The following is a 13,011-nucleotide window of genomic DNA, read 5'->3' as shown; positions in this document are numbered from 1 at the left end:
TGGGTCCATGAAGCTCAGCCGTCCCGTCTCCTGGTTCCTGCTCGCGTTCGGTGCGTGGTCGTGGGTGATCTGGGTGACCTTCGCCAAAAACCTGTGGAAGGACGGCAGCGGACTCGCGTTCGACGACGCCGGCGATCCGACCGCCTACTTCTGGGTCCACCTGCTCCTCGCGATCACCTCGTTCCTGTTGGGGACGGCCGTGGGCGTCATCGGGTTCCGCGGAATCAAGGCGCTCCGCACCGAGCGCGCGTAACGGACGTACGGCGGGCGGCCCTCAGCCGTTCGCCGCCCCCGGGTCCAGGCGGCGCAGCGCCTCCCTCCGGGTGAGCGGGGCGACCCGCGGACCGTGCCGGTCCAGCCACTCCAGGACGAGCCTCGGGTCGCGGAGCGAGGTCTCGCGCAGCACCCAGCCCAGCGCCTTGCGCAGGAAGAACTCCCGCTCGTCCACGAGGGTGTCCGCGTACCGCAGGAGCCGGGCGGTGTCCGGGCGCCCGGCGCGGATCGCGGGGAGCAGCGCCAGCACCGCCGAGCGGCGGAGCCAGAAGCCGGGGTCCCCGATCCACCGGTCCAGCACCGCACCCGCCGCCGGATCGCGCAGGGCGACCCGCCCCGCGCAGTGCACGGCGAGCGGATCGACCAGCGCCCAGGTGCCGCACTCCCCGAGCAGCTCCCCGACCTCCCCCAGATCGGCCGCGTCCAGCGCCCCCGCGTACTGCACCAGCACCTCCACGGCCGCCCTGCGGTACTCGTACACGGGGACGGGGCCTGCCGTTTCCGATTCAGTTTCCGTCTCCCCGGACCCGCCCGGCGCGGACCAGAGGTCCCGGGCCAGCGCCCGTACCTCCGTACCCGACAGGGCGCCCAGCCGCCGGCGGGTCGCGGTGACCCGGGCGCGCAGGTCCGGTACCCGCACCCCGAGGTGGCGCAGCTCACTGTGCAGGTACGCGCGCTCCCGCCCGGCCCGGACCGGGTCCGCCGACGCGCGCAGCGCGTCCCGGAGCTCCTCGGCCGCGCCGCCGGGAGTCGGGGTGCCGTCCGCCGGCATGCGTTCCTCCTTGTGCTCACGACAGCCTTAGCATGCGGTGCAACGAGCCGTACGGGCACGCGTGCGGCGGCATCGGGCGGGGGAGTGACAGTGGCCGTGGTGTTCGCGGTGGTTCTGATCGCGGTGGTGGCGCTGCTCGTCGGCGTGCACCGCTATCTGTGGCGCCGCTTCGTCGGTGACACCACCGCTCCGGGGTCCGTGATCCGGCGCCTGGGCACGGTCGCGGCCTTCGTGCTGCCGGTGCTCAGCGTCGGCGCGCTCGCCTCCGGCCAGGCCGGCGCTCCCTTCTGGCTGCAACGGGTGCTCGCCTGGCCCGGGTACCTCTGGCTCGCCTGCCTGCTCTATCTCACGCTCGCGCTGCTCGTCGGCGAGGCGGTCCGGCCGGTGCTCCGCCGGGCCCTCGACCGCCGCCGGCCGGAGGGCGCCGACGAGGGTGCCGGCGGCACCGCCCGGGAGAGCGCCGACGCACTCGTGCCGTCCGGCGCCCCCGCCCGTACGGCCCCCGAGCCGCCCGCCCCGGCGGTGGCCGCCCCGCCTTCCGACGCCCCGCCTTCCGACGCCCCGCCTTCCGACGCCCCGCCTTCCGACGCCCCGCCTTCCGACGCCCCGCCTTCCGACGCCCCGGCGGTGGCCGCCCCGGCTCCCACCGCCCCGGTTCCCACCGCCCTCGCCCCGTCCCGGCGCCTCTTCGTCGCGCGGGCGGTCGGCGGTGCGGCGGCCGTCGCGGGGTTCGGGACGGTCGGGTACGGCACCTACGGCGTGCTGCGCGGCCCCCGCACCAAGCGGATCACCGTGCCGCTGGCCAAGCTGCCGCGCTCCGCGCACGGCTTCCGGATCGCGGTCGTCAGCGACATCCACCTCGGCCCGATCCTCGGCCGGGCCCACACCCGGCGCGTGGTCGACGCGGTCAACGCGACCCGGCCCGACCTGATCGCGGTCGTCGGCGACCTGGTGGACGGTTCGGTCGCGGACCTCGGCCCCGCCGCCGAACCGCTGGCGGAGCTGGAAGCCCGTCACGGCAGCTTCTTCGTCACCGGCAACCACGAGTACTTCTCCGGCGCCGCCGAGTGGGTCGCCCACGTACGCGAACTGGGGCTGCACCCGTTGGAGAACGCGCGGGTGGAGATCGACGGCTTCGACCTGGCCGGGGTCAACGACGTCGCCGGGGAGAGCGAGGGGCAGGGGCCCGACTTCGACCGCGCGCTCGGCGACCGGGACCCGGCCCGGGCCGCGGTACTCCTTGCCCACCAGCCGGTCGTCATCGACGACGCCGTCGCGCACGGCGTGGACCTCCAGCTCTCCGGCCACACCCACGGGGGCCAGCTCTGGCCCGGCAACCTCGTCGCCGAGCTCGCCAACCCGACCGTCGCCGGGCTCGAACGGTACGGCGACACCCAGCTCTACGTCTCGCGCGGCGCGGGCGCCTGGGGCCCGCCGGTCCGTGTCGGAGCGCCCTCCGACATCACCGTGGTGGAACTGGCCTCCCGGCAGGCATGATCCGTCCACTTTTCGCGCCGTAACTCCCGTATGCACCTTCGGTGCAGGTTTCCTACCGTCGAAGCCCGGTGCGCGTAAGTCGACATGGTGATACGTCAGTTCAGCGACCACGCACCCCGGTCGACCCGATTTCGTCACCCCGAGTGACGGCTGTCCCACTCAATGGACAGGTGAAATGGGCCTCTTGACGGCTTCGGTTTCAAGTGTCAGTCAAAAGCCCGTCGGTCACCCGTTTGGGCTTCCAGATGCGAAAATCGTGTGATTAGGTGAGCGCGAACATGCGGTGATGTGCGTGTATGCGTGCGTCGACCGCGGCGGGGCTGGTAAGGGAGAGCACGGCAATGCGTTCGATCCGGGTACGGATTCTTGCGATATGCGCGGTACTGATCATCGCAGGGGTCGGGGCCTGGCAGCTTCTCCCCTCCGATGAGGCGGGTGGCAAGCCGATTACTGTGGGTACTGTCGACGAGGTCACCTCGCTCGACCCGGCAGGTGCGTACGACGCGGGATCCTGGTCCCTCTTCAGCAACCTGTACCAGACTCTGATGACGTTCAAGTCCGGAGCCATCGTCCCCGAGCCGGATGCCGCGGAGAGCTGCGAGTTCATCGGCCAGAAGCTCACGACGTACCGCTGCAAGCTGCGGGACGACCTGACCTTCTCCAACGGCCACAAGGTCACGGCGAAGGCCGTCAAGTACTCCTTCGACCGGCTGCTGAAGATCAACTCGGACGTCGGCCCGGCGGTGCTCTTCCCGAGCCTGCGGAACGTGGTCACCGAGGGCCGGGACATCACCTTCAACCTGTCCGCCCGCGACGCGACCTTCCCCGCGAAGCTCGCCACCGGCGCCGGCGCGATCGTCGACCCGGCGGCGTACCCGAAGGACAAGCTCCGTACGGACAACAAGGTGGACGGCTCCGGGCCGTACGTCCTCAAGTCCTACGAGGACGGCGTCAAGACCTCGCTGACGCCCAACTCCAGCTACCGGGGTTCGATCAAGAACGTCAACGCGGCGATCGACATCCGGTACTACGAGACCTCCGACAAGCTCCTCGCCGCCTGGAAGTCGGGCGGCCTCGACGTGACCCACCGCCAGCTGCCCCCGGCCGAGATCAGCAAGATCAACCCGGCCGACCCCGACGTCCAGGTCACGGAGACGGACAGCGCCGAGATCCGCAACATGGTCTTCAACGTCCGCCCGGGCGCGACGCTTTCGGACAAGCGCATCCGGCAGGCCATCGCCTGGACCATCGACCGCGGTCCGCTGGTGAGCGACGTCTACGACTCCACGGTCGAGCCGCTCTACTCGCTGATCCCGCAGGGCTCCATCGGCCACTCGACGCCGTTCTTCGACGACTACCCGCAGCCCGAGGTGGACAAGGCCAAGGAGCTGCTGCAGGAGGCCGGGGTCCAGACCCCGGTGCACATCGACTTCGCGTACCGCGCGGACGGCGCGAGCACCGCGGAGACCGCCGAGATCAAGCGCCAGCTGGAGAAGGACGGACTCTTCGAGGTCAACGCGAAGGCCGTGAAGTGGGAGGACTTCCAGAAGGGTTACGCGTCCGGCAAGTACGACGCGTACACCGTCGGCTGGCTCCCCGACTACCCGGACCCCGACACCTTCGGCGGGCCGCTCGTCGGCACCGACAGCAGCCTTCACAACGGCTACTCCAACCCCAAGCTGGACGCACTCGTCTCCGACACCCAGGGGTACGAGGACCGCAGCCGCACCGCGAACGACTTCCAGAAGATCCAGGACATCGTCGGCGACGACGTGCCGCTCGTCCCGCTGTGGCAGAAGAAGGACTACGTCGTCGCCAAGACCGGGATCTCCGGTTCGCAGTACCTCTCCGACGCCACCGGCGTCTGGCGCCTCTGGGAGCTGAAGCGCATCTGATCCGGAAGCGCGTCTGCTCCGGAAGCACGTCTGATCCGGCGGCGCTCCGCACACCACTCGCACGACGGCCCGCCCGCGGATTCCCTTCCGCGGGCGGGCCGTCGTCGTACGTACGCACCAGAGGACGGGCTCCGTCAGTGCGCGGCGGGCCCGCGGCGCAGGCCCACCGCCGCGACGGCCGCGCCGAACAGGCAGAGCACGCCGGTGACGGTCACGGCGGTGTGCACGCCGTTCATGAACGCCTGCCCGCTGCCCTCCACCACGGCCGCGCGCAGCGGGGCTGACATCGCGCCGGAGACCGGGGCGACGCCCATGGCCACCGCGTCCCCGGCCCCGGCCATGCCCTCCGCGACCTGGGCGGGCACCCCCGCACCGGTCAGCTCACCGACGAGGGTGCTGCCGACCCGGCCACTGATCAGCGAGACCAGCACCGAGGTACCCAGCGCCCCGCCGATCTGCAGCGCGGTGGCCTGGAGGCCGCCCGCCACACCGCCGTCCCTGACCGGCGCCTGCCCCACGATCGCGTCCGAGGAAGCGGCGAGGACCATGCCGACCCCCAGGCCGAGCGCGACGAACGGCGGCCACATCGTCGCGTACGACGAACCGGTGTCCCAGGTCAGCATGGTGAAGGTCGCGGCGGCCTGCAGCACCATGCCCAGCGGCATGGTCAGCCGCGCTCCGAAACGGCCCGTCAGCGCGGCGCCCAGCGGGGAGGCCACCAGCGAGGCGAGGCTCAGCGGCAGGGTGCGCACCCCGGCCTCCACCGGCGAGAAGCCCCGCACGTTCTGGAGGTAGAGCATCACGAAGAAGATCACGCCGAGCAGCACGAAGAAGTTCAGCGCGGTGATGACCGTGCCGACCGTCAGGGACCGGATGCGGAACAGCCGCATCGGCAGCAGCGGATGCTCCTGCCGCGTCTCGTGGAACCCGAAGCCCACCAGGACCAGGACGCCCGCGAGGACCGTGGAGAGCGTCGCGGCCGAAGTCCATCCCCAGGTCTCGGCCTTGACCACGCCGAACACCACACAGATCAGCCCGGCCGCGAGAAGCACCACCCCGGCGACGTCGAAGCGGTGGTGTCCGGTGGAGTCCTTGCTCTGCGGCAGTACGAACGCGCTGACCAGCACCGCGAGCAGGCCGATAGGCGCGTTGATCCAGAAGACCGACTCCCAGCTCACGTGCTCGACCAGCAGACCGCCGACGATCGGGCCGAGCGCCGTGGAGACGGCCGAGACCATCGCCCACAGGCCGACCGCCATGCCGAACTTCCGCGGCGGGAAGACCGCGCGGAGCAGGCCCAGGGTGTTCGGCATCAGCAGACCGCCGAAGAAGCCCTGGAGTGCCCGGAACGCGATGACCCCCTCGATCGAGCCGGACAGTCCGATGGCGACCGAGGCGAGCGTGAACCCGACGACCCCCACCAGGTAGTAGGTGCGCCGGCCGAACCGGTCGCCGAGCTTGCCGCCCAGGATCAGCGAGGCGGCGAGAGCCAGCAGATACGCGTTGGTCACCCACTGGAGGCCCGCCGTGGACGCCTTGAGCGCGCGGCCGATCTCGGGGTTGGCGATGGCCACGACCGACGCGTCGAGCTGGACCATGAACAGGCCGAAGGCGACGGCTATGAGCGTCAGCCACGGATTCGCGCGGCGCCCCGCGGACGTGGCCGCCGACGGCGGGGCGGAAGCGGGCAGGGAGGAGGAATCCACGGTGGTGGAGGGCATGGGTGTGCCGTGTCCTTCGCAGGGAGAGAGGGAGAGGGGTACAGGGGGAGCCCGGCGCACGCTGTCCGCCCCCGGGGTGTCCGGGGGTACGGAGGAGATGCGGCCGGGAACGCAGGAGAGGCCCGCGGCGCCACGAGGGGTGCGCGGACGGGAGGCCCGGAGATGTCCCGGGCGGGAGGGTTACCCGGCCGCGGGCGCCGGGTGGAGCGCGTCCGTCAGCGAGTTCAGCGCGCCGAGCGCGGACCCCAGCGCGTCCTGCTCCCCATCGGTGAGGGACTCCAGCGCACGGGCGAGGTGGACCCCCTGGAGGCGCCGGACCTCGGCGAGCTCACGACGGGCCCGGGGCGTCGGGTACAGGTGCGCGACCCGCTTGTCCGCGGGGTCGGGGCGGCGCTCCAGCAGCCCGGACCCGGTGAGCCGGGAGACCAGGGCGCTCACGTTGTTCGGCCGCATCAGCAGCGCGTCGGCCGCCTCACGCACGGTGGAACCCTCGTACTGCGACACGAAGCGCAGCAGCGCGAGCTGCCCCTCCGGTGGCTTGGGGCCCGGGAAGTCCTGGGCGATCCGCCGGTCGAGAGCCCGGTTCAGCGCAGGCAGGACCGACGCGAGCGCGGAGGCTGCGGAGTCGTCGTCCTGCGTGGACGCACCGGGGACGGGCATGGTCCGGACTTTAGGTCTGACGTCATAGATATGTCAAAGGAGGTGATGGCCCGCGCGCCTTCGCCCTTCCCGGCCCGCACGCCTTCGCCCTTCTCGGCCGGGGCCTTCCGGCCAGGACCCGTACGCGCTTCCCGGACGTGCGGCCGTCAGTTCTTCCTGTGCGCCACCGCCGCCGAGGCCATCCCCGGCAGGAAGTCCGTGAACAGCTCGTGTACCTCGCGCACCAGCGGACGCAGCACCCGGAATCGCGCCAGTGCCACGCCCCGGGTGGTCAGCCGGGCGCCCCGGAGGGCGAGCCTGCGGGTGCGCTCGCGGTCCGGCGTACGGTCGAACACCCAGTAGAGGACCAGGCCCATCTGGGAGAGCCACATCAGCTCCGGCAGAGCGTCCGCCAATTCCTCCGGGACCTTCGCCTTCGAGCCCGCCAGCACCTCGCGGTGGAGGGCGATGGCCGCGTCGCGGGCCGGTTCCGACTCCGCAGAGAAGGGGCTGAGCGGACTGTCCGGGTCCGCCGCGTTCTTGAAGAACTGCGCCGCGAACTCGTGGTACGGCGTGGCCACGTCCAGCCAGGCCGTCAGCACGCCCGCGAGGCGGGCCTCCAGATCGGTCTCGCGGTCCAGGACGAGCCGGGCGGCGGCCCGGTGTTCCGCGCCGATGCGGTCGTAGAACCCCTGGACGAGGTGCTCCTTGCCCGCGAAGTAGTAGTACGCGTTGCCGACCGAGACGCCCGCCTCCTGGGCGATGGCCCGCATGGTGGTCTTGTCGTAACCGCGCTCCTGGAAGAGGCGCAGAGCCGTCTCCAGGATGACCGTGCGGGTCTGCTCGCTCTTCGCGGGGGACCGGCCGCCCTTCTCGCCGGTGCCCCCGGCCTCGGCGGCCGGCGGCACGGCGGGGTCGGCGGGGTCGGCGGGGGAGCCGGCGGCGGTCGTCCCGGTCTCCCGGGGCGCCGCCGTCTTCCGTACCGCACGTCCGCCGGTCACCCGGCCGCCCGGGGTCCGGCTGTCCGCCGCGCCCCGCCCGTCCCTCGCGTCTGCCTCGTCCTTCTCGTCCTTCGCCACGGCCCCAAGGCTATCCGCCCGTCTCCGGCACCGGGACCGCGCAGGCGCGGCCCGGACCACAGGATTCGGCCGTCATCGACCGGTACTTCGCGGCGGCCAGCACCGCCCCCCGGGCGAACGGCGCGGCCGCCGGGCTGCTGAGCCAGTGCGCCTTCGGCCGGTGCTCGGCGAGCGCCCAGAGGCAGACGACCCACGCTGCCGCCCCCAGGTACACCTGCCCCTGGTCGCCGACGACCGTGATCTCCTCCAGCGTCGCCGCGTGGTCCAGCTCCGGGAAGCGCCGACGGGCCTCCTCGGACGCGGCGGGCACCAGCTCCAGCGGCACGAGCTGCCGCTGCCCCCTCAGCCAGTGGCGCACGTGGACGCAGAGCGAGCACTGCGCGTCGTACAGCACGGTGAGCCGGTGGACCGCGAGCCGCGCGGGCGGGGTGCCCGCCCCCGTGGCGGGCACCCCCTCGCCCGGTGCCCCCGAGGCCACTGCCGCTTCCTCGCCGGGCATCCCGGTCACCTCCCCGCGGTGGGTGCCGCCCACGGGCCCTGCGGTCCGGTCCAGCCCTGCGGAGCCACCGGCGGGGTCTGTTCGCGCTCCATCAGGCCCCGGCGGCGCATCCTGTTCAGGACGAAGACGTTGCCCAGGTGCATGGCGCCGAGCACCAGCAGGACGACGCCGATCTTCGGCGAAAGCGCGTCGAAGAGCTCGCGGGCGTCCGCGATGTCGTCGGTGTTGCGCAGATACAGCGTCACGAAGCCCAGGTTCACCAGGTAGAACCCGACCACCAGCAGGTGGTTCACGGCGTCGGCGAGCTTCTCGTTCCCCCGCAGGACGTCCGCGATGAAGATGCGGCCGTTGCGGCTCAGTGTGCGCGCCACCCAGACGGTGAGCGCCACGCTGACGATCAGATAGATGACGTAAGCGACCACGGTGAGGTCCATGCCCCAGCCCCCTTGAACGTGTTCAAAACCCGTTGTGATGGACTGTAGACCTCTTCTTGAACATGTTCAAGAAGAGGTCGGGGCCGCCCGCTCGCCCGGTGGTGGCACGCGTGGTGCCGCTCGATCCGGTCACCGCCCGGACGGCGGGGGTGAGGGTGACCGGTGCGGTCGCGTCGCCGGCGGGCGAGAGGGTCTGTCCGGTGAAGAGCGGTGCGAAGGGGCGTGTGCGTGAGGGGTGCGACGACATGGACGCAACCTGGTTCGGAACCGAACGATTCGTCGCCGAAATACGGTTTCTCGTAAGAACTGGGCGGCTCGGGTGGCCGGTTCCCGCGGGCGTACCATTCCGCCATGCAGCCACGCGACCGGGTCGACAGTCACATAGAGCGGTGGAAGCCGGTGCTTCCCGGACTCGATCCTCACGTCGAGGGTGCGGTGACCCGGATGCAGAAGATCACGGCGCATCTGCGCCGGGTGCGGGAGCAGTCGCTCACCGACGCCGACCTGGACCGCCCGGAGTTCGAGACCCTCCACGAACTGGCCGGGCGCGGGGGTGCCGCCGCCCCGTCCGAGCTGGCCGCCGCGCTCGATCTGGCGCCCGCCTCGGTCACCGGGCGGCTCGACGTGCTGGAGGGCCGCGGCTATGTGCGCCGCACCCCCTCCACCACCGACCGGCGCCGCGTCGTCGTGGAGCTCACCCCGGCCGGCCGGGCCACCTGGAGGGGCACCATGGACTACCTCGGCCACGAGGAGACCCGGCTGATCGACGCCCTGGACGCGGACGAACGCGTCCTGCTCAACTCCCTGCTGCGGCGCGTCCTGCTGGCCGCCGAGGGCGGCCCGGCGCCGCGTACGCCCCGCCCCTGAGCGGAGGGCCGGGGCGGGGCGGGGCGGGGCGGGGCGGCCCGATAACGGGGCGCCCGGGGGCAGGAGTTGTTCAGACGCTCATCGAACGCGCGGTGTTGACCTGCGACATGATCATGGGGAACGTGTTCGGGTTCATCGCCGGGATCATCGTCGAGTGGTGACGTCCCCCGCTCGTCACCGTCACCTGGACGAACCCGGTGGTCTTCTTCTCCTTCATCAGGAGGAAGAGCAGGCCCACCAGGCAGAACAGCGCGAACACGATCGCCAGCACGATCGCCACCGCCGGGATCTTCTCCTCGGTGCGCGACATGTCCGTCGCCGTCCACACCGCGCCCTTGAGCGGCATCGTCCCGGACGGGGTGACGACCGAGTCGTTCACGACGGTGATGTCACCGATGCTGAGCATCGGCGCGCCCGGGTAACCCTGGTGCGGCACGGGGAAGTTGCCGCCCTGCGGCGGCTGCTGCCCCGGCCCCGGGTAGCCGTACCCCTGACCCTGCTGCGGATAGCCGTACGCGGGCGTGCCGTACGCCGGCGGCCCGCCCGCCGGGTAGCCGTACCCCTGGCCGTCCGCCACCGTGGGCGGACCGGCCGGCTGCTGGGGCGGACCCCACTTGTAGGCGTCGTCCGCGTACGGATTCGGCTCGCTCACCACGTTCCCCGTTCCACTCGGCCGGCCCGGTGCGGTACCGGGGGCACCCGACCGTACCGTTCCGCCCCGGCGGGCGCAGCAAGAGGCCCCGCCCACCCACGCTTTCGCGTGCGGTGGACGGGGCCTCCCGTCGGACCGGCCGGATCAGAAGCGACGCGTGATCAGCGCGCGCTTCACTTCCTGGATGGCCTTGGTGACCTCGATGCCACGCGGGCAGGCGTCCGTGCAGTTGAAGGTCGTACGGCAACGCCACACGCCGTCACGGTCGTTGAGGATCTCCAGCCGCTGCTCGCCGGCCTCGTCGCGCGAGTCGAAGATGAAGCGGTGCGCGTTGACGATCGCCGCCGGGCCGAAGTACTGGCCGTCGTTCCAGAACACCGGGCACGAGGACGTGCACGCGGCGCAGAGGATGCACTTGGTGGTGTCGTCGAAGCGCGCGCGGTCCTCGGCGGACTGCAGGCGCTCGCGGGTCGGCTCGTTCCCCTTGGTGACCAGGAACGGCATGACGTCGCGGTACGCCTGGAAGAACGGGTCCATGTCGACCACGAGGTCCTTGAGGACCGTGAGGCCCTTGATGGCCTCGACCGTGATCGGCTTCTCCGGGTTGATGTCCTTGATCAGCGTCTTGCAGGCGAGCCTGTTCTTGCCGTTGATCCGCATCGCGTCGGAGCCGCAGATGCCGTGCGCGCAGGAACGGCGAAACGTCAGAGTGCCGTCCAGCTCCCACTTGATCTTGTGAAGGGCGTCGAGGACACGCTCCTTCGGGTCGATCTCGATCTGGAAGTCCTGCCAGATCGCCTCGTCGGAGACCTCCGGGTTGAAGCGGCGGATCCGGATCGTGGCCGTGATGTACGGGGAGTCGGCGAAGCCCGGCTCGGGGGCGCTCGTCTTCTCCAGGGTCGGGGTAGCCATCAGTACTTACGCTCCATCGGCTGGTAGCGGGTCTGGACGACCGGCTTGTAGTCGAGCCGGATCGACTCGGTGCCGTCGGCCGCGACCTCGCGGTACGCCATGGTGTGGCGCATGAAGTTGACGTCGTCGCGGTTCGGGAAGTCCTCGCGGTAGTGACCGCCGCGGGACTCCTTGCGGGCCAGCGCGGACGTCGCCATGACCTCGGCCAGTTCGAGCAGGTTGCCCAGCTCGACGGCCTCCAGCAGGTCCGTGTTGAACCGCTTGCCCTTGTCCTGGATCGACACGTTCAGGTAGCGCTTGCGCAGCTCGGCGATCTTGTCGACGGCCGTCTTGATCGTCTGCTCGGTGCGGAACACCATCACGTTGGCGTCCATGCACTCCTGGAGCTCCAGGCGGATCGCCGAGACGCGCTCGGTACCCGTGGAGTTCCGCAGGCGCTCGACCTGGTCCACGACCATCTGCGCCGGGTTCTCGGGAAGCGCGACGAAGTCGTTCTCCGCGGAGTACTCGGCGGCGGCGATGCCCGACCGGCGTCCGAAGACGTTGATGTCGAGCAGCGAGTTGGTGCCCAGACGGTTGGCGCCGTGCACGGACACGCACGCGACCTCGCCGGCGGCGTAGAGGCCCGGGACGACGGTGGTGTTGTCCGCGAGCACCTCGCCCATGACGTTGGTCGGGATGCCGCCCATGGCGTAGTGCGCGGTCGGCTGGATCGGGATCGGGTCCGTGTAGGGCTCGATGCCGAGGTACGTACGCGCGAACTCCGTGATGTCCGGGAGCTTCGCGTCCAGCTGCTCCGGCGGGAGGTGCGTGAGGTCGAGGTAGACGTGGTCGCCCTCGGGACCGCAGCCGCGGCCCTCACGGATCTCCGTGTAGATGGAGCGGGACACGACGTCACGGGACGCGAGGTCCTTCATGACCGGCGCGTACTTCTCCATGAAGCGCTCGCCGTCCTTGTTGCGGAGGATGCCGCCCTCACCGCGGGCGCCCTCCGTCAGCAGGATGCCCATGCGCCAGATGCCCGTCGGGTGGAACTGGAAGAACTCCATGTCCTCCAGCGGCAGCCCGCGGCGCCACGCGGCGGCCTGGCCGTCACCGGTCAGGGTGTGCGCGTTCGACGTCACCTTGAAGAACTTGCCGGTGCCGCCGGAGGCGAAGATGATCGCCTTCGCCTGGAAGACGTGGATCTCGCCCGTGGAGAGCTCGTACGCCACGACACCGGCGGACTTCTTCACACCGGTCTCGGGGTCCTCCTGGAGCAGGAGGTCCAGGACGTAGAACTCGTTGAAGAACTCCACACCCTCCTTGACGCAGTTCTGGTACAGCGTCTGGAGGATCATGTGGCCCGTACGGTCCGAGGCGTAGCAGGACCGGCGGACGGGGGCCTCACCGTGGCTGCGGGTGTGCCCGCCGAAGCGGCGCTGGTCGATACGGCCCTCGGGCGTGCGGTTGAACGGCAGGCCCATCTTCTCCAGGTCGAGGACCGCGTCGATGGCCTCCTTCGCCAGGATCTCGGCGGCGTCCTGGTCGACCAGGTAGTCGCCGCCCTTGATCGTGTCGAAGGTGTGCCACTCCCAGTTGTCCTCCTCCACGTTCGCCAGCGCGGCGGCCATGCCGCCCTGCGCGGCGCCCGTGTGGGAGCGGGTGGGGTAGAGCTTCGTCAGTACCGCGGTGCGGCTGCGCTTCGTGGACTCGATGGCCGCGCGCATACCGGCGCCGCCGGCACCGACGATGACGGTGTCGTACTTGTGGATCTGCATGATTTCCTCTG

13 protein-coding genes are annotated in these 13,011 nt (G+C 71.0%); 4 read left to right on the top strand and 9 right to left on the bottom strand.

Annotation, left to right across the window (positions count from 1 at the left end; all coding sequences use genetic code 11):
* Window positions 1-7 precede the first annotated feature (7 nt).
* A complete protein-coding gene (locus ACWCSV_RS12705; protein WP_451141355.1) occupies window positions 8-253 on the top strand; it encodes an SCO4848 family membrane protein in 246 nt (81 codons plus the stop codon).
* A 21-nt stretch (window positions 254-274) separates the two neighbouring features.
* Here ACWCSV_RS12705 and ACWCSV_RS12700 read toward each other — a convergent pair whose 3' ends face one another.
* Complete coding sequence (locus tag ACWCSV_RS12700) at window positions 275-1,045, bottom strand: DNA alkylation repair protein (protein ID WP_451141353.1); 771 nt, start codon at window positions 1,043-1,045, stop codon at window positions 275-277.
* A gap of 96 nt (window positions 1,046-1,141) precedes the next feature.
* Here ACWCSV_RS12700 and ACWCSV_RS12695 point away from each other — a divergent pair, with 96 nt between their 5' ends.
* The gene (locus ACWCSV_RS12695; protein WP_451141518.1) at window positions 1,142-2,542 is read left to right on the top strand and encodes a metallophosphoesterase; all 1,401 of its coding nucleotides are present in this window, start codon (window positions 1,142-1,144) and stop codon (window positions 2,540-2,542) included.
* 341 nt (window positions 2,543-2,883) lie between these two features.
* Window positions 2,884-4,437, top strand: coding sequence for an ABC transporter substrate-binding protein (locus ACWCSV_RS12690; RefSeq protein WP_451141351.1), 1,554 nt, complete (start codon window positions 2,884-2,886; stop codon window positions 4,435-4,437).
* A 134-nt stretch (window positions 4,438-4,571) separates the two neighbouring features.
* Here ACWCSV_RS12690 and ACWCSV_RS12685 read toward each other — a convergent pair whose 3' ends face one another.
* The 5 genes from ACWCSV_RS12685 to ACWCSV_RS12665 form a co-directional block, all read right to left on the bottom strand.
* Entirely contained in the window at window positions 4,572-6,158 is a 1,587-nt protein-coding gene (locus ACWCSV_RS12685; protein WP_451141349.1) for a DHA2 family efflux MFS transporter permease subunit, read from the bottom strand.
* A gap of 180 nt (window positions 6,159-6,338) precedes the next feature.
* A complete protein-coding gene (locus ACWCSV_RS12680) occupies window positions 6,339-6,818 on the bottom strand; it encodes a MarR family winged helix-turn-helix transcriptional regulator (protein WP_451141347.1) in 480 nt (159 codons plus the stop codon).
* A gap of 146 nt (window positions 6,819-6,964) precedes the next feature.
* Window positions 6,965-7,705 (bottom strand): TetR family transcriptional regulator, encoded by a 741-nt coding sequence (locus ACWCSV_RS12675; protein WP_451141516.1) that lies wholly within the window; start codon window positions 7,703-7,705, stop codon window positions 6,965-6,967.
* A 181-nt stretch (window positions 7,706-7,886) separates the two neighbouring features.
* Entirely contained in the window at window positions 7,887-8,375 is a 489-nt protein-coding gene (locus ACWCSV_RS12670) for a thiol-disulfide oxidoreductase DCC family protein (RefSeq protein WP_451141345.1), read from the bottom strand.
* Between the two features lie 5 nt (window positions 8,376-8,380).
* Window positions 8,381-8,809, bottom strand: coding sequence for a hypothetical protein (locus ACWCSV_RS12665; protein WP_451141343.1), 429 nt, complete (start codon window positions 8,807-8,809; stop codon window positions 8,381-8,383).
* 351 nt (window positions 8,810-9,160) lie between these two features.
* Here ACWCSV_RS12665 and ACWCSV_RS12660 point away from each other — a divergent pair, with 351 nt between their 5' ends.
* Window positions 9,161-9,676: a MarR family winged helix-turn-helix transcriptional regulator gene (locus tag ACWCSV_RS12660; RefSeq protein ID WP_451141341.1), complete on the top strand. Its 516-nt coding sequence runs from the start codon at window positions 9,161-9,163 to the stop codon at window positions 9,674-9,676.
* A gap of 70 nt (window positions 9,677-9,746) precedes the next feature.
* On the opposite strand, the gene ACWCSV_RS12655 is transcribed toward ACWCSV_RS12660, so the two are convergent.
* From ACWCSV_RS12655 to sdhA, 3 genes are all read right to left on the bottom strand, one after another.
* Window positions 9,747-10,328 (bottom strand): hypothetical protein, encoded by a 582-nt coding sequence (locus tag ACWCSV_RS12655; protein ID WP_451141339.1) that lies wholly within the window; start codon window positions 10,326-10,328, stop codon window positions 9,747-9,749.
* Window positions 10,329-10,472: 144 nt separating this feature from the next.
* Window positions 10,473-11,240, bottom strand: a complete 768-nt coding sequence (locus ACWCSV_RS12650) for a succinate dehydrogenase iron-sulfur subunit (RefSeq protein ID WP_451141337.1) — start codon at window positions 11,238-11,240, stop codon at window positions 10,473-10,475.
* Window positions 11,240-13,000, bottom strand: a complete 1,761-nt coding sequence (sdhA, locus tag ACWCSV_RS12645) for a succinate dehydrogenase flavoprotein subunit (protein WP_451141336.1) — start codon at window positions 12,998-13,000, stop codon at window positions 11,240-11,242. The genes ACWCSV_RS12650 and sdhA overlap by 1 nt, the downstream gene beginning before the upstream one ends.
* Window positions 13,001-13,011 lie beyond the last annotated feature (11 nt).

This window comes from Streptomyces sp. NPDC001770, from assembly GCF_053596135.1.
This window is presented reverse-complemented; position numbering and strand designations above follow the sequence as displayed.